Source organism: Streptomyces sp. 7N604 (assembly GCF_052245475.1).
Lineage (GTDB): Bacteria > Actinomycetota > Actinomycetes > Streptomycetales > Streptomycetaceae > Streptomyces.
This window is the reverse complement of sequence record NZ_JBQQBX010000025.1, coordinates 92,551-108,076: the sequence shown is the minus strand read 5'-3', so window position 1 is coordinate 108,076 and position 15,526 is coordinate 92,551. Positions and strand designations below refer to the sequence as shown.

The 15,526-nt window shown below is 72.9% G+C and carries 18 protein-coding genes; 12 read left to right on the top strand and 6 right to left on the bottom strand.

The annotated features are described in order from the left end of the window. Positions 1-8: 8 nt before the first annotated feature. Complete coding sequence (locus ACTWP8_RS26370; RefSeq protein ID WP_443324599.1) at positions 9-1,190, bottom strand: sensor histidine kinase; 1,182 nt, start codon at positions 1,188-1,190, stop codon at positions 9-11. A 16-nt stretch (positions 1,191-1,206) separates the two neighbouring features. Beyond that, positions 1,207-2,028: a response regulator transcription factor gene (locus ACTWP8_RS26365; protein ID WP_443324598.1), complete on the bottom strand. Its 822-nt coding sequence runs from the start codon at positions 2,026-2,028 to the stop codon at positions 1,207-1,209. Between the two features lie 117 nt (positions 2,029-2,145). Here ACTWP8_RS26365 and ACTWP8_RS26360 point away from each other — a divergent pair, with 117 nt between their 5' ends. From ACTWP8_RS26360 to ACTWP8_RS26350, 3 genes are read left to right on the top strand one after another with little or no spacing between them, the layout of a single operon-like run. Continuing rightward, a complete protein-coding gene (locus ACTWP8_RS26360; RefSeq protein WP_443324597.1) occupies positions 2,146-2,862 on the top strand; it encodes a glycosyltransferase family 2 protein in 717 nt (238 codons plus the stop codon). Further along, positions 2,859-3,581 (top strand): TIGR04282 family arsenosugar biosynthesis glycosyltransferase, encoded by a 723-nt coding sequence (locus ACTWP8_RS26355; RefSeq protein ID WP_443324596.1) that lies wholly within the window; start codon positions 2,859-2,861, stop codon positions 3,579-3,581. The genes ACTWP8_RS26360 and ACTWP8_RS26355 overlap by 4 nt, the downstream gene beginning before the upstream one ends. 26 nt (positions 3,582-3,607) lie before the next feature. Beyond that, positions 3,608-4,462 carry a methyltransferase domain-containing protein gene (locus ACTWP8_RS26350; RefSeq protein ID WP_443324595.1) on the top strand — a complete coding sequence of 285 codons (855 nt, stop codon included), beginning with the start codon at positions 3,608-3,610 and terminating at the stop codon, positions 4,460-4,462. A gap of 87 nt (positions 4,463-4,549) precedes the next feature. Here the strand turns inward: ACTWP8_RS26350 and ACTWP8_RS26345 are convergent, their stop codons facing one another. After that, entirely contained in the window at positions 4,550-5,395 is an 846-nt protein-coding gene (locus ACTWP8_RS26345; RefSeq protein ID WP_443324632.1) for a DNA glycosylase AlkZ-like family protein, read from the bottom strand. 404 nt (positions 5,396-5,799) lie between these two features. Here ACTWP8_RS26345 and ACTWP8_RS26340 point away from each other — a divergent pair, with 404 nt between their 5' ends. Both ACTWP8_RS26340 and ACTWP8_RS26335 read left to right on the top strand, forming a co-directional pair. Next, positions 5,800-6,639: a nitrilase-related carbon-nitrogen hydrolase gene (locus tag ACTWP8_RS26340; protein WP_443324594.1), complete on the top strand. Its 840-nt coding sequence runs from the start codon at positions 5,800-5,802 to the stop codon at positions 6,637-6,639. Between the two features lie 137 nt (positions 6,640-6,776). Continuing rightward, positions 6,777-8,897 (top strand): FUSC family protein, encoded by a 2,121-nt coding sequence (locus ACTWP8_RS26335; protein ID WP_443324592.1) that lies wholly within the window; start codon positions 6,777-6,779, stop codon positions 8,895-8,897. Between the two features lie 155 nt (positions 8,898-9,052). Here ACTWP8_RS26335 and rpsN read toward each other — a convergent pair whose 3' ends face one another. Together rpsN and rpmB are read right to left on the bottom strand one after the other, a co-directional pair. Then, positions 9,053-9,358 (bottom strand): 30S ribosomal protein S14, encoded by a 306-nt coding sequence (rpsN, locus tag ACTWP8_RS26330; protein WP_443324591.1) that lies wholly within the window; start codon positions 9,356-9,358, stop codon positions 9,053-9,055. Continuing rightward, positions 9,358-9,594 (bottom strand): 50S ribosomal protein L28, encoded by a 237-nt coding sequence (gene rpmB, locus ACTWP8_RS26325; RefSeq protein WP_443324590.1) that lies wholly within the window; start codon positions 9,592-9,594, stop codon positions 9,358-9,360. The genes rpsN and rpmB overlap by 1 nt, the downstream gene beginning before the upstream one ends. A gap of 51 nt (positions 9,595-9,645) precedes the next feature. On the opposite strand from rpmB, the gene rpmG reads away from it, so the two are divergent. The 5 genes from rpmG to ACTWP8_RS26300 all read left to right on the top strand — a co-directional run bounded on the left by rpmG (position 9,646) and on the right by ACTWP8_RS26300 (position 11,995). Continuing rightward, positions 9,646-9,810 (top strand): 50S ribosomal protein L33, encoded by a 165-nt coding sequence (rpmG, locus tag ACTWP8_RS26320; protein ID WP_443324589.1) that lies wholly within the window; start codon positions 9,646-9,648, stop codon positions 9,808-9,810. A gap of 17 nt (positions 9,811-9,827) precedes the next feature. Next, positions 9,828-10,082 carry a type B 50S ribosomal protein L31 gene (locus tag ACTWP8_RS26315; protein ID WP_443324588.1) on the top strand — a complete coding sequence of 85 codons (255 nt, stop codon included), beginning with the start codon at positions 9,828-9,830 and terminating at the stop codon, positions 10,080-10,082. Positions 10,083-10,189: 107 nt separating this feature from the next. Continuing rightward, positions 10,190-11,329, top strand: coding sequence for a GTP-binding protein (locus ACTWP8_RS26310; RefSeq protein ID WP_443324587.1), 1,140 nt, complete (start codon positions 10,190-10,192; stop codon positions 11,327-11,329). A 56-nt stretch (positions 11,330-11,385) separates the two neighbouring features. Continuing rightward, on the top strand, positions 11,386-11,628 hold the full coding sequence (gene rpsR, locus ACTWP8_RS26305; RefSeq protein ID WP_443324586.1) for a 30S ribosomal protein S18: 243 nt from the start codon (positions 11,386-11,388) through the stop codon (positions 11,626-11,628). Between the two features lie 127 nt (positions 11,629-11,755). Next, entirely contained in the window at positions 11,756-11,995 is a 240-nt protein-coding gene (locus ACTWP8_RS26300) for a DUF397 domain-containing protein (RefSeq protein WP_443315685.1), read from the top strand. Positions 11,996-12,071: 76 nt separating this feature from the next. Here the strand turns inward: ACTWP8_RS26300 and ACTWP8_RS26295 are convergent, their stop codons facing one another. Further along, positions 12,072-12,584, bottom strand: a complete 513-nt coding sequence (locus ACTWP8_RS26295) for an ATP-binding protein (RefSeq protein WP_443324585.1) — start codon at positions 12,582-12,584, stop codon at positions 12,072-12,074. 286 nt (positions 12,585-12,870) lie between these two features. Here ACTWP8_RS26295 and ACTWP8_RS26290 point away from each other — a divergent pair, with 286 nt between their 5' ends. Beyond that, complete coding sequence (locus ACTWP8_RS26290; protein ID WP_443324584.1) at positions 12,871-13,764, top strand: helix-turn-helix domain-containing protein; 894 nt, start codon at positions 12,871-12,873, stop codon at positions 13,762-13,764. Between the two features lie 97 nt (positions 13,765-13,861). Further along, the gene (locus ACTWP8_RS26285; RefSeq protein WP_443324583.1) at positions 13,862-15,319 is read left to right on the top strand and encodes an aldehyde dehydrogenase family protein; all 1,458 of its coding nucleotides are present in this window, start codon (positions 13,862-13,864) and stop codon (positions 15,317-15,319) included. The last annotated feature ends 207 nt before the right edge of the window (positions 15,320-15,526 follow it).

The following is a 15,526-nucleotide window of genomic DNA, read 5'->3' as shown; positions in this document are numbered from 1 at the left end:
GCCGGTACCTACCGCCCGGCCGCCGGCAAGGTCACTTCGAAGCGGCAGCCGCCCTCCACGTTGCGGACGCCCGCCCGGCCCGCGTGGGCCTCGACGATGCCGCGGACGATCGCCAGCCCCAGGCCCGCCCCCGCCGGTGGGGGTCCCCCCAGCGGTAGTCCCCCTGGGCCTGGCGGCCCGGGAGGTGCCCCCAGGGGGAGCGTCGGCGTGCGGGCGTGGTTGCCGCGCCAGCCCGTGTCGAACACGCGCGGCAGGTCCTCCTCCGGAATGCCCCCGCAGCCGTCCGTGACCGACAGGACCACCGTGTCGTCGGCCTGGCGCTGCGCGGCCACCGCGACCGTGCCGTCGGCCGGGGTGCGGCGGATGGCGTTGACGAGCAGGTTGCCCAGCACCCGCGTCATCTCCTTGCCGTCCACCTCCACCGGCACCGCCTCCACGCGGTCCCCCACCAGCCGTACGCCCAGCTCGCGCGCCAGCGGGTCGGCCCCCGCGAGCGCGTCGCCCACCAGGTCGTAGACGGACATCCGGCTCGGCGACAGGCACAGCGCGCCCGCGTGGATGCGGGACAGCTCGAAGAGGTCGCCGACCATCGAGTTCAGGCGCTCGACCTCGGTGCGGATCTGGCGGTGGTAGCGCTCGGGGTCCTCCACCATGCCGTCCTCCAGGGCTTCGGACATGGCGCGCAGGCCGGCGAGCGGGGTGCGCAGGTCGTGCGAGATCCAGGCGACGAGCTCGCGTCGCGAGGCGTCGAGCGCGCGCTCGCGCTCCCGCGACTCGGCGAGCCTGGCGCTGGTGGCGGCCAGTTCGCGGCCCAGCTCGGCGAGTTCGGCCGTGGCCTCGCCGTCGGGGGCCGCGAAGCTGCCGCCATCGCCGAAGGAACGGGCCGCCCGGGTCAGCTCGTTGCTGCGCGCGACCACCCAGCGGCCGAGGAGCAGCGCGGTCGCGAGGGAGACGACCGCGGCCATCGCCACGACCGTCGTGACCACGGTCAGGTCGTGCGGCGACAGGAACATCGCCCAGGCGACGGCCAGGGTTCCGGCCAGCATCGCCGTCACCGCGACCGCCGCGACGACCGTCAGGGAGACGGCCACCGAGCGGTGGCGCAGCAGGCGTACGGCGAGCGCGCCCAGCAGCCCGGCTCCGGCGGCGCCGAGGAAGGCGTAGAGGGCGATGAGCAGCAGATCGTGCATGGTGGTCCCCAGTCCCTCAATCCTCAGTCCCCGGTCCCTGATCCGCTGAGTCCCCCGGCAGGTCGAAGCGGTAGCCGACGCCCCACACGGTCGTGATCAGCTTCGGCGCGGCCGGGTCGTCCTCGATCTTTCCGCGCAGCCGCCGCACGTGGACGGTGACGGTCGACAGATCGCCGAACTCCCAGCCCCACACCTCCCGCATCAGCTCCTCGCGGCCGCACGCCCGGCCGGGGTGGCGGAGGAGGTAGGTGAGGAGGTCGAACTCGCGGAGGGTGAGGGCGAGTTCCCGGCCGTCCTTGGTGGCGCGGCGGGCGGCCGGGTCGAGCTCGAGACCTGCGGCACCGATCCGCGCACCGGCCCCTCCGGCACCTCGGCCGTCTACGGTCCCGCTCCCGGCCCCCCGTACGGCGTCGCTCACGGCGGCACGCGACCTGCGCAGCACGGACTCGACGCGCAGCACCAGCTCACGCGGGCTGAACGGCTTGGTGACGTAATCGTCGGCCCCGATCTCCAGGCCCAGGATCCGGTCGTCCTCGTCGCCCCGCGCGGTGAGCATGATGACCGGCACCGGCCCCTTCTCGCGCAGCACCCGGCACACTTCGAGGCCGTCCATGCCGGGCAGCATCAGGTCGAGCACCACCAGATCGGGCCACCGGGTGTCGGCGCTGGCCAGGGCTGCGGGCCCGTCGGCGGCGCGGTCGACGGCGTAGCCCGCGCGGTCGAGGTAGCCCGCGACGACCTCGGCGACGGTCGGGTCGTCGTCCACGACGAGTACGCGGCCGGGCGGCGGCGCGGTCGGCGTGGACGTCGTGGACGGTGGCGGTGCCGGATTCTGCATGCTCCCAGCGTGGCACCCGGCGCGGCGTCCGCAGCGGTCCGGGCGACCGCAGCCGCCCGACGTCCGCGTTTCGTAAGGATCCAAGGTCCGAAATGTCCATGCCGGATTCGTACGGTGATGAGGGTGACCAACTCGACTGCAGCCGACGTCGACGTCGTGCTCCCCTGTCTGGACGAAGCCGCTGCCCTCCCGTGGGTGCTGGAGCGCATCCCTGAGGGCTGGCGGGCCGTCGTGGTCGACAACGGCTCGACCGACGGCTCCGCCGAGATCGCGCGTGAGCTGGGCGCCACGGTGGTGCACGAGCCGCAGCGCGGCTTCGGATCCGCGTGCCACACCGGGCTCCTGGCATCCGACGCCGGGATCGTCTGCTTCTGCGACTGCGACGCCTCGCTGGACCCCGGGCTGCTGCCCGGTCTCGTACGGCGCGTGGAGGAGGGGTCCGCGGACCTGGTGCTGGGCCGCAGACGGCCGCAGTCCTGGAACGCGTGGCCGCTGCACGCGCGCGTGGGCAACCTGGCCCTCGCACGGATGCTCCGGCGCCGTACGGGTGTGACGCTCCGCGACCTCGGCCCGATGCGCGCCGCCCGGCGCGAGGCCCTGCTCGACCTCGACCTGACGGACCGGCGCAGCGGCTACCCGCTCCAGATGGTCGTACGGGCGGCGGACGCGGGCTGGCACATCGAGGAGCGGGACGTGCCGTACCTGCCACGCACCGGGACCTCGAAGGTCACCGGCACCTGGCGCGGCACATGGCACGCCGTCCACGACATGCGCGCCGTCCTCCACCAGCCACCACCCTCCCCGGCGCCCCGCGAACGGACGGCCACCGAATGACCGCCGGCGAACCCGCCCCCCGCGCGAAGAGCCATGCGCCGGACGCGGCCCCGCGGACTGCCCGTGGGGTCGCCGGGTGCGGCGGGGGTACCACGCTCCTCGTCATCGCCAAGGAACCGGTGCCCGGCCGGGTGAAGACGCGGCTCACGCCCGCGTACACCCCGGAGGAGGCCGCGGAGCTCGCTGCCGCCGCGCTCGCCGACACGCTCGACGCCGTGCTCGCCGCGCCCGCGCGGCGGCGCGTGCTCGTGCTCGAGGGCGGCACCGGGCCGTGGCTGCCGCCGGGTATCGAAGTGGTGCCGCAGGGCCGCGGCGGTCTCGACGAGCGGCTCGCGGCGGCATTCGGCGGCTGCGATGGACCGGCGCTGCTCATCGGGATGGACACTCCGCAGGTCACGCCCGCGCTGCTCGCCCCGGCGCTGGGCGAGCACGCCTGGCGGAGCTGCGACGCCTGGTTCGGACCGGCCGCTGACGGCGGCTTCTGGGCCCTGGGCCTGGCGGCTCCGGACCCCGAACTGCTGCGCGGCATACCGATGTCGGCCGCCGACACCGGCGCCGTACAGCGGCAGCGGCTCACCGGCGCCGGGCTGCTCGTGCGGGATCTGCCGCCGCTGCGCGACGTCGACACGCCGGCCGACGCCGCAGCGGTGGCGGCCGCGGCGCCGGGCAGCCGGTTCGCCGCGGCGGTCGCCCGCATGGCCGGGGCGGGAACGCGGTGACCCCGTACGCGTCCAGGGCGTCGGAAGTGCCGGAAGTGCCGGAAGTGCCGGAAGCGCCCGAAGCCTCGGAAGCGCCGAAGGCGGCGAAGGCCTCGACGACCGCCGCGACCGCCGCAGCATCCGCCGTGGCCGCCGCGGCGGCATCCGCGCCCGCGACCCCCTGGCGCGCCGACCCGTACGCCGCCGCCCTCCGCACCGGCCGCGGCCCGCTCTTCCTCCGCCGCGCCGACGGCTGGCTGCTCCCCCTCGAGGTCGAGCGCTGGTGCGCCGGCGCCGACACCTCCGACATGACCGTGCTGCGCCGCTGCGAAGGGACCGTGCTCGACATCGGCTGCGGCCCCGGCAGGCTGGTCGCGGCCCTGGTGGCGAAGGGACGCCCGGCCCTGGGCATCGATGTCAGCCCGGCGGCTGTCGCCCGTACGGTCCGCGAGGGCGGCTCCGCGCTGCGCCGCTCGGTGTTCGACCCGCTGCCGGGGGAGGGCCGCTGGGGTACGGCGCTGCTGATCGACGGCAACATCGGCATCGGCGGCGACCCGCGCGCCCTGCTCGAACGCGTCGCGGGGATCGTCGCCCCGGGCGGCCTGGCCCTGGTCGAGGCGGCCCCGGCGGACGTCGACGAGCGGGTCCGCGTCCGCATAGACGACGGCCGCGCCGCCCGTCCGGCCACAGGCCCGTGTACGCATAGGGGTTCCGGCCATGGACTGGATGCCCGTACGGGTCCTGGCCCGCGCTGCGACACGGACTTCCCCTGGGCCAGGGTGGGCATGACCGCCCTCCTCCGCGAAGCCGCGGCCGCGGGCTGGACACCGGTCGAGGAGTGGACCCACACGGGCCGCCACTTTGCGGCCCTCAGGCGGGACCGGCGGGACTGGCGCGACTGACGGCCCCCGGCCGCCCCCGGTTCTCGCCCCCGCTCAAGGCCCCCTGCTCACGCCCCGCCGCTCGAGCCCTCTGCCCAACGCCCCCGCTCACACCGCACGCACGGAGAGCCCCCGCACCCGCCCCGTGCAAGCGGCCAGGTGCGCCAGCTCCGACTCCAGCGCGTCCCTCGGGACCTCCGGGCTCTCCTCGAAGAGCTGGACGTCCACCGTGCCCTCGTCCGTGAGGTCCCACACCCCCGCCACCCGCCCCCGGTGCACCACAACCGGGGCGATCCAGCCCGCCGTGCGGCTGACGGCCTTGCGGCGCCCGGCCGCGATGACGCGCGCGTCGGCCGTTCCGGGTCCGAGGACGTACTGATCGAAGGCGGCCAGCAGGCGTACCTCCTTCGACGGCCGGACGCGGGCCACGGCCTCCGCGTCCTCCGCCAGGACGTACGCGTGCTCGCCGTCGACCTCGACCTCCGCCAGGCGGCCGCCGAGCGAGGCGAAGCGGGCCCGGAGGTCGGCCTTCCGCGTCATCCCGCGGATCAGCCAGGCGTCGAACGCCTCGGCGGTCGCCGGGTCGTGGGCCCGCAGGTAGGCGGGGATGGCGACCTGGGCCGCGGCCTCGGGCTCCGGGACGCCCTTCCAGCCGGGGACGTACGAGCGCGGCGAGACGAAGGTCGTACGGCCGCCCTCGCCCGGGCCGTGACACAGGCGACCGGTCCACGCCAGCGGCTTCAGGACCGTCCCCCACCCCGAGGTCAGCTGGTCCCGGAGCTCGCCGAAGCCGGGACGGGCGACGAGCGCCTCGGCCAGCTCCGCCCGGCTCAGCGAACGCCCGCCGTCCAGCAGCTCCTCGACGGCGTCGCCGAGCGCTTCCATCTGGCGCGGCGACACCCCGAAGTTGCGCTGCCAGACGGGCTTCTCCCACGTGCGGGCGGCGGCGAGCAGCGACCACGCATCGCCCAGGTCCTGGCGACCGTACGGGCCGCCAGGGCCTTGTCCACCGCGCCCGCCTTCGCCTGCGCTGCCGGGTGGCGACGGCCGGCTCGGCCGACGAGGCGACCTGTGCCTGGACCCCGGCGAGCCGCTCGACGAGCTGCTCGACGGTCGAGGCCGTACGCGGCGCGAGGCTCTGCTGCCGCAGCCGCCACGCCAGCACCTGGTCCTGGGTCACGTTGAGCACGCATCTCCCCGTTCGCCGCCGGTACGCGCGCACGCTCGCGCGTACCGAAGCAGTCTCCCTCCTGGCGGAGAGGCTATGGCAAGGTTGCCGGGGAACATATGAAAAGTCTGGATGACCCTAATCGAGCTGAATCGAGCCGAGCCGAGTCGAACGAGGAGTGGAGCGAGCAATGCGGGTGGCGCTGGCACAGACGGACTGCGTGCTGGGCGATGTCGACGCGAATCTCGACGTCGCCCGCGAGCAGATCGAACAGGCCGCCGCCCAGAGCGCCGACCTCGTCGTCTTCCCCGAGCTGAGCGTCAACGGCTACCACCTGGGCGCCCTGAGGCGCGATACGTCCGTCGAGGCGCGCGACCCCCGGCTGCTGGCGCTGAGCGAGCTCGGCGCGGACGTGGTCCTCGGCTTCCACGAGTACACCAGCCTGCGTGCGTACAACACGGCCGCCTACTACTCGAACGGCGGGCTGGTGCACGCCCACCGCAAGCTCTTCCTGCCCACCTATCTGGCCTGGGAGGAGCGCAAGCACGTCAGCCCGGGGCAGTCGATGCGCGCGTTCGAGGTGCCGGGCGGGCACGGCCGGGCGGCCATGCTGGTGTGCAACGACGCCTGGCAGCCCGTCGTACCGTGGCTGGCGGTGCAGGACGGGGCGGAGCTCATCGTCGTACCGACCAACAGTGCGGCGAGCCTGGACCCGGAGGCCATGGACACCGGGCTGTACTGGGAGACCCTGATCTCCTACACCGCCAAGATGCTTCAGTGCTGGGTCGTCTTCGTCAACCGGGTCGGGAACGAGAACGGCGCGTCCTTCTGGGGCGGTTCGCGGGTGGTCGACCCGCGCGGCGCGGTCGTCGCGCAGGCCCCGAAGTGGGAGCCGGGCATCGTCACGGTCGACATCGACCTGCACGAGGCGCGGCGCCAGCGGCGGGCGGTGCCGCTGGTCGCCGAGGCCCGGCTCGGGCTGATCGACCGGGAGGTGCGCCGCCTGATCGACGAGGGCGGCGACCACTGAGGTGCCAACCAACTGAGGCGGCGACCACTGAGGCGCCAACCGCTGAGGCAGCCACTGAGCGCTGTGGCCGCTGAGGGGCGGCGGGCACCGAGAGCGGCGGCCGCCGAGCGCGACGGCGCTGAGGGGGTGAGGCCGGTATGTGGCTGCGCGTGCTGAGGGAGACCGTACGTTCCGGGCTGACGGTCGAGCGGGCACGGCTCGAGCCGCTCGTCGCGCTGCGCGGGGCGGCCGGGATGGCGCTGGTCATCGGCCTCGCCCTGTGGCTGGTCTCGCCCGCCTTCGCCGCGTCCTCCGCCTTCGGCGCGTTCGCCGCCGGGGTCGCCACCTTCCAGCGCACCTGGCGCCCGCGCGCGTGGCTGGCCCTCGCCGCCGGTGCCGGACTCGCGGTCAGCACCTTCGTCGGCTTTCTCGCCGCCGACGGCCACTGGGGACTGTTCGTCGTGCTGCTCGCGGTGTGGGCGTTCCTCGCAGGACTCGCCTGGGCCATCGGGCCGACCTCGGGGATCGTCGCATCGCTGACGGTCGGCATCATGCTGGTGACCGTCACGATCCCGTCCACCGTGCCGGGCGCGCTCGGGCACGCCGCCGTGATCGCCTTCGGCGCGCTCGTACAGGCCGCGCTGATCGTGCTGTTCCCGGTCCGCAGATGGGGCGCTCAGCGGGATGCGCTCGCCGACGCCTTCGCGGCCGTTGCGGACTACGCGCGGCGGCTGCGGCACGACCCGGAGGCGCTGTTCGACCCGGAGCCGCTGATGACGGCGCGCGCCGCGGCCGCCGTGACGCCGTGGCAGGCGCGGCGGCGCCCGGCCGAACTCCACGGCAGCCGCGCCCTCGCGGAGCGCATCAGGCCCGTGCTCGGGTCGCTCGCCGACCCCGCGGTCGGTGCCGCGGCGGCGGGGCCCGAGCGCGACCGGGCACGTGAACTGCTCGACGCGGCGGCTTCGGTCCTCGACGCGGCGGCCCGCTCGATCCGGCACGGCGAGCCCGCCCGGGTGCCCGCGGCCGTGGTGGAGGTGCTGCGGGCGAGGGACGCCGATCGGCTGACGGGCGCGGCGAAGCGTGCGGAGGCGCGGCTCGTCGCGCTGCTGGGCGAGGCACTGGAGAGCGCGGAGCCCGGCGGCTCCTCGTCGTCCCGCGCCGTCTCGTTCGCCTCCGCCGACCGGCCGGACGCCGCGCCGCTGCTGCGCCCGGCGATGCCCGCCCTCGTGGCGTCCGCGGCCCGCGCCGCGCGGGGCGAACTCCGCCATGACTCCCCGGTCCTGCGCCACGCCGTACGCCTCTCCGCCGTCGCCTCGCTCGGCCAGCTGCTCGGCTCCGCGCTGTCCCTGAGCCACAGCTACTGGGCCCCGATGACCTCGGTCCTGGTGATGCGCCCGGACTTCCACCGGACGTACGCGCGCGTGGTGGCCCGACTCGCGGGAACTCTCGTCGGCGTGGGCGTGGCCACCGGCGTCGTGCAGCTGACCAGCCCCGGCGCCTATCTCTCGGGCGCGCTGGCGGTGATCTCCGTCGCGCTCATGTACCTGCTCATGCGCACCGGATACGTCGTCACGCAGGCGTGCGTGGCGGCGTACGTGGTCTTCCTGCTCGGCATGGGCGGTTCGGATTGGCAGCAGACCGTCCCCGACCGGGTGCTGCTCACCCTGCTCGGCGGCGCGCTCGCGATGATCGCGTACGCCGTCTTCCCGGCCTGGGAGACCCCCCGGCTGCTGGACCGGCTCGCGGACTGGCTGGCCGCGAACGGCCGTTACGCCGCCGCGGTGATGGACGGCTTCGCCGACCCGGCGGACCCGCGGCGCGCCCGTGCCGTGCGCGAGGCGCTGCTGGCCGCCCGTACGGCGCGGGCCGCCTGGGAAGAGGCCCTGGCCCGCGCCAAGCGGGAGCCCGTACGCCACCCCGGCCTGACACGTGCGACCGCGGACGCCGCCCATGACGCGATGGCGGCGCTGGGGCGGGCCGCGATGCTGCTGGAGGCGCATCCTCCGGAGCGGGGCGCCCAACCGGTGCCCGAGGCGGCGCGGTTCGCCGAGGCGCTGCGGGTGGCCACGGAGCGGGGTGCGCGGGAGCTGAGCGAGGGCCGCGCGCCGCGCTGGGACGAGGTGGAGACGGCCTTCGACGCCTGGGAGAAGCGGCCGGGCGGCCAGGACCGGCTCGTACGGCGCGGGGCCGAACTGCTCCTGGAGGCGCTGGAGGATGTGACGGAGACGGCAGGCACCTTCCCGCTGGACCAGGAGAGCGCGGGCCCGCCCGCGGGATGAGCCGGACGCGCGGACGTGCGGACGCGGAATCCGCGGCGCGGCTCCGTGCACAACTCTTCACCCACCAAAGGGGCGGGTGGGCGAAGAGTTGTGCAGGGCCGGAGGTGCGGCGGTGGCGGCGAGGCCCGCCGCACCAGCTCGGCAGGGGCGGCGGGCTACCAGCTCGACTTGCGTACGCCCGGCAGGAATCCGGCGTGCGCCTGCTCGCGCAGCCGGACCCGGGACAGGCCGAACGTACGGAAGTAGCCGCGGGGGCGCCCGTCCACCGAGTCCCGGTTGCGCACCCGCGTCGCGCTGGCGTCGCGCGGCTGGCGGCCGAGCTCCCGCCGGGAGGCGATCCGCTCGTCCTCCGGGGTGCGCGGGTTGCGGATGATCTCCTTCAACTCGGCGCGCCTGGCCGCGTACCGGGCGACGACCGCCCGCCGCCGCTCGTTCTTCGCGATCTTGCTCTTCTTCGCCATCAGACGCGCTCCCCTCGTGCCCGGATGCGGGCGACGGCCTTCTCGATGCCGATCGTGTCCACCGTCTTGACGCCCCTTGCGCTCAGCGTGAGCCGGACGTAGCGGCGCTGGCTGGGCAGCCAGTAGCGCTTGGACTGGATGTTGGGGTTGAAGCGCCGCCTGGTGCGGCGGTGCGAGTGGGAGATGGTGTTCCCGAAGCCCGGCTTGGCGCCGGTCAGCTGGCAGTGGGCCGACAAGGCTCAGAACCTCCTAATGAAAATGGAAACCATTTCTGTATAGTAGCCCCCATGGCCCGCAACGAACTACGCCCGATCATCAAGCTCCGGTCCCTGGCCGGAACGGGCTACACGTACGTGACCCGTAAGAACCGCCGCAATGACCCCGACCGGCTCCAGCTGCGCAAGTACGACCCGGTCGCACGCCGCCACGTGACGTTCCGCGAAGAGCGCTGAAGGAGGACCGACAGCCCATGAAGCCCGGAATCCACCCCCCGTACCACCCCGTCGCCTTCCGCGACACCGCGTCCGACTTCGCCATCCTCACCCGCTCGACGGCGACCAGCGACAAGACGATCGAGTGGGAGGACGCCAACACCTACCCGGTGATCGACGTCGAGATCTCCTCGGCGAGCCACCCCTTCTACACCGGCAGGACCCGCGTCCTGGACACCGCGGGGCGCGTCGAGCGCTTCGAGCGCCGCTACGGCAAGCGCGAGGCCCGCTGATGGAGAGCCGAGGTGATCACGGCCGAGGCGATCACAGCCGGGGCAGTCACGACAGAGGTAGTCACGATCGGGACCGTCGGGGGCCCGGCGGCCGCGACCGGCTCCCTGTGGCGCTGGTCGCGGGGCTGCACGCCGACGCCCGCAGGGCCGCCGTCGAGGGGCTGCTGCGCACGGTCCCCGGCAGCGTGGCGCTCCACCACGACCTGGCGACGGCAGGCGAGGGAACGGTGCTGCGCACGGTCCGCGACAGCGGCGGCGTGTTCGGCACCGGTGAGGCCCCGCTCATCAACGACTGCGCCTGCTGCGCGCTGCGCGAGGACCTCGTACCCGAGCTGGAGCGGCTCGCGGACGGCGGGCTGTGCCGCCTCGCCGTCGTCGAGCTGTGGGACTCCGTCGAGCCCAAGGCCATGGCGGAGGTGGTGGCCGCGCTCAGCGGCGAGGCGCTGGAGCTGACCGGTGTGATCACCGTCGTCGACCCCTCGCTCCTCGTCCCGTACCTGAGCTGCGGCGACGACCTGGCCGAGGCCGGCCTCGCGGCCGCAGCGAGCGACCGGCGCACCGTCGCCGACACCTGGGCCCGGCAGCTGGAGTACCCGCCGGTGCTCGCCATCGCCCCGCCGGAGGGCGGCGAGGAGCCGGACCCGGCCGACCTCGCGCTGCTGAGCCAGCTCCACCCGACCGCCCGTCAGGTGCCGACCGGCACGGGCGCGCTGGCGGCCGCGGCCCTCGAGGGCTTCGACGTCGAGGCCGCGGCGTCGCGCCTGCACCCCGCCTGCGCGCAGCTGCCCCAGGAGGCCGAGGAGCACGGCGTCACGACGACGGTCTGGCACCGCACCCGGCCGTTCCACCCGGAGCGGCTGTACGCGGCGCTGGAGGACCTGACGTGCGCAGCGGCCCGCAGCCGGGGCCGCTTCTGGCTCGCCGACCGGCCGGACACGCTGCTGTCGTGGGACGCGGCGGGCGGGGCGCTGTGCGTGGAGAACGCCGGGCCCTGGCTGGCCGCGCTGCCGGACGCGGCCTGGGAGATGGTCCCGCCGGTGCGCCGCGCGGCCGCGGCCCTGGACTGGGACCCCGAACACGGCGACCGCGCCCAGCACCTCGTCTTCACCTCGCCGGGCCTGGACCGCGAAGGACTGCTCGAGCTCCTCGAATCCTGCCTGCTCACGGACGCCGAATACGAGGCGGGGCGCGAGGCGTGGAAGCAACTGCCGCCCGCCTTCGACTCGCTCCTCGACCCCGTTTCCTGAATATCCCGCATACCCCAGCCCCCCGCCCCTCCCAACTCCCCGGAGAAAGGCTCCTCATGGCCCGACGCAGCGAAGCCCGCAGGAATTCCAGGCCCCGGCCCAACCCATTGGACGCTCTCGGCGTCACTCACATCGACTACAAGGACACCGATCTGCTGAGGAAGTTCATCTCCGACCGGGGCAAGATCCGCAGCAGGCGGGTCACGCGCGTGACGGAGCAGCAGCAGCGCGAGCTGGCCCGTGCCATCGAGAACGCCCGGGAAATGGCGCTACTGCCGTACTCCTCGAAGGCCAAGTAGCCCGGGGAACAACAGTGCGGAGCGATTCCGACACGGCCTGTGCACGTGCATTCGCCCATGCAACGGCACGTGAACGCAGCTATGATCCCAGGTCAGTTGATGCACACAACTACCTCGGGAGAGTCCTGTGCACCACCCGTACCGGAACGGCATGGCGGCTGCGGATCTCGGGGGTGTCGCATGGCAGAAAAGCCGGCGCAGTAACTCACAAGGCGCTTGCGTGGAGTTGGCCAAGCTGCCGGACGGCGGTGTGGCGGTGCGCAATTCGCGATTCCCCGATGGGCCTGCGCTCATCTACACCACGGCCGAGGTGGAGGCGCTGCTGCTCGCCGTCAAGGACGGGGAGTTCGACCACCTGGTCGACTAGGGCGGGTCACCGACCAGGGCGGGTCAGGGGATCACCGGGGGTTCAGGGGGAGAGCACGAGGGGTCCGACTGGTGCGTCACAGCGGGAATCTCGTGGGCGGGAGGCGGAAGAGGGCCCAGACGACCTTGCCTCTCAAGGTCCCGGCGAGGGGATGCCACCCCCAACTGTCGCTGACGGCCTCCACCAGATGGAGCCCGCGGCCGCATTCGGCCGCGAAGTCCAGGTCCCCGGGAGAGGTGTCCCGGGCGACCGGACACTCGTCGCTGGGGTCCCGCACGGCGCAGACCAGGCGCGAGGTCCAGTGCATCAGATGAAGGCGGACCGGGGGGTCCGGTGCGCCGTTGGAGCCCCGGGGGAGCGCGTGGCGGAGTGCATTGGTGACCAGTTCGGAAACGACCAGTGCCACATCGTCGAACTGTTCGTTCAGCTCCCACCGTTGAAGCGCGGACTTGGTGAACTCGCGCGCTCCTTTGACCGATTCGTAGCGAGCGGCGAGCGAGCAGGAGACGGAACTCGACACGCTCGTGGGGTCAACGGGAGGGAGGCCCTGCCTTAACGGCTCGAGCATGGTCGATCCTTCGGTCCCCATGCGTGGCACTCCTGGCCCTATAGGAATCGGTCAAGGCGGCGTGCTGTGCTCGTGGACCATGGTTCCCAATGCGTACGGCAGATGCAAGGGCAGATGCACGTGCACGCGCCGGACTTGAGTATACGCGTGTGGTTTCGGCCCCAATTCTTCCTGCGGCCGGTTTCGTAGCCTCACCCGACTACTTCAGGTCTGTGTAACCGCGCGGGCACGCAACGGAGCCCAGAGGTGGCACACTCGGCACGTCGACGGTCGCAGTGCATCACCAACGGAGACAGGCAGTCGGTCAATGAGCACAGTGCAGCCGGGAAACGGTATGGACGGGGCGGGTGGGTCGAGCGGCTCGATGGTGCGTCGCATCCTGCTCGGCTCCCAGCTCAGGCGCCTCCGTGAGGCCCGCGGTGTTACGCGTGAGGCCGCGGGCTACTCGATCCGCGCCTCAGAATCGAAGATCAGCCGTATGGAGCTGGGCCGGGTGAGCTTCAAGGCGCGGGACGTCGAGGACCTGTTGACGCTCTACGGCGTCACCGACGAGGCCGAGCGGGACGCGCTGCTCAGCCTGGTCCGGGAGGCCAACGTCGCCGGGTGGTGGCACAGCTACGGCGATGTGCTGCCCGGCTGGTTCCAGACATATGTGGGGCTGGAGGGTGCGGCCTCGCTCATCCGCAGCTACGAGGTGCAGTTCGTGCACGGGCTGCTGCAGACCGAGGACTACGTCCACGCCGTCGTGGTCCGCGGCCAGCCCGACGCCTCCCCGAGCGAGGTCGAGCGGCGCGTCGCGCTGCGTCTGGAGCGCCAGAAGCTGCTGGTCGCCGAGCGCGCGCCCGACTTCCACGTGGTGCTCGACGAGGCCGCGCTGCACCGCCCGTACGGTGACGGAACGGTTATGCGCGGGCAGCTCCGCCACCTCATCGAGATCTCGGAACGGCCCAATGTGACCCTGCAGATCATGCCGTTCCGCTTCGGTGGCCACGCGGGCGAGAGCGGTGCCTTCACACTGCTCCGCTTCCCCGAGTCCGACCTCCCCGACGTCGTCTACCTGGAGCAGCTCAGCAGCGCGCTCTACCTCGACAAGCGCGAGGACGTCAGCCAGTACGAGCAGGCGATGCACCGGCTGCACGAGGACAGCCTGAGCCCGAAGGAGAGCCGTGGCCTCCTGGCCAAGATCCTCCAACGCGCCTGACACATCACTACGATGACGTGCCATCAGGAGTACGCACTGTCGGCACACGCGTCCGCGGGCGCCCGCACGGACGCCCCGGCCTCCAGATAGGGATGGCATGTCCTACTTCACAGACCTGGCCCATCAGTACATCGACGGCGAGTGGCGGGCCGGCAGCGGCTCCTGGGACATCATCGACTTCAACCCCTACGACGGCGAGAAGCTGGCCTCGATCACCGTCGCCACGGTCGGCGAGGTGGACCAGGCGTACCGGGCCGCGGAACGCGCGCAGCGCGCCTGGGCCGACACCAACCCGTACACGCGCCGCCTCGTCTTCGAACGGGCCCTGCGGATCATCGAGGACCGCGATCAGGAGCTCACCGAGGCGATCATCGCCGAGCTGGGCGGCACCCGGCTGAAGGCGGCCTTCGAGCTGCACCTCGCCAAGGAGTTCCTGCGCGAGGCGATGCAGCTGGCGCTGCGGCCCGAAGGCCGGATCCTCCCCTCACCGGTCGATGGCAAGGAGAACCGCCTCTACCGCGTGCCGGTCGGTGTCGTCGGGGTCATCAGCCCCTTCAACTTCCCCTTCCTGCTGTCCATCAAGTCGATCGCCCCGGCGCTGGCGCTCGGCAACGCGGTGGTCCTCAAGCCGCACCAGAACACGCCGATCTGCGGCGGGACTCTGGTGGCCAAGGTCTTCGAGGACGCGGGCCTGCCCTCAGGCCTGCTCAATGTCGTGGTCACCGACATCGCGGAGATCGGCGACGCGCTGCTCGAGCACCCGGTGCCGAAGGTCATCTCCTTCACGGGCTCCGACAAGGTGGGGCGGCACGTCGCCACCGTCTGCGCGGCCAACTTCAAGCGCGTCGTCCTCGAGCTGGGCGGCAACAGCGCGCTCATCGTGCTCGACGACGCCGACGTCGACTACGCGGTGGACGCGGCGGTCTTCAGCCGGTTCGTGCACCAGGGGCAGGTCTGCATGGCGGCGAACCGGGTGCTCGTGGACCGCACGGTCGAGAAGGAGTTCACCGAGAAGTTCGTCGCCAAGGTGAAGGCCCTGAAGGTCGGCGACCCGGCGGACCCGGAGACCCACATCGGTCCGCTCATCAACTCCTCGCAGGCCGAGGCGGTTTCGGCGCTCGTCGAGACGACGGTCGAGGCGGGCGCGAGGGCCCTGGTGCGGGGCGGCACCGAGGGGAACCTGGTCGCCCCCACCGTGCTCACGGGGCTTCCGGCCGACTCGCCCGTCCTGTCGCAGGAGATCTTCGGGCCGGTGGCGCTCGTGGTGCCCTTCGACGGGGAGGAGGAGGCGATACGGATCGCCAACGACACCCCGTACGGCCTGAGCGGCGCGGTGCACACGGGCGACATCGAGCGGGGCGTCCGGATCGCCCAGCGGATCCAGACCGGCATGATCCACATCAACGACAGTACGGTCCACGACGAGCCGATCGTGCCCTTCGGGGGCGAGAAGCACTCCGGGATCGGGCGGCTGAACGGCGATTCCATGGTGGAGGCGTTCACCACCCAGAAGTGGATCTCCATCCAGCACGGGCGCAGCGGCTTCCCCTTCTGAGGCCGGCCTTGCCAGGCTTCCGAGGCGACGCATTCGTAGCGCAGTTCCTCGTAGCGGTTTGCGGTTCCTTGATCGCGCGGGTCCTTGGCGTACGGAATTTTCGCGCGCGGATTCTCTCCGGCGCGGGGATTGCGGACAGAGTCTGACCGCAAGGGCCCATAGCGTCGTGGGTGTCGAGAAGGACGGACGACACCAACGCGACGCAGC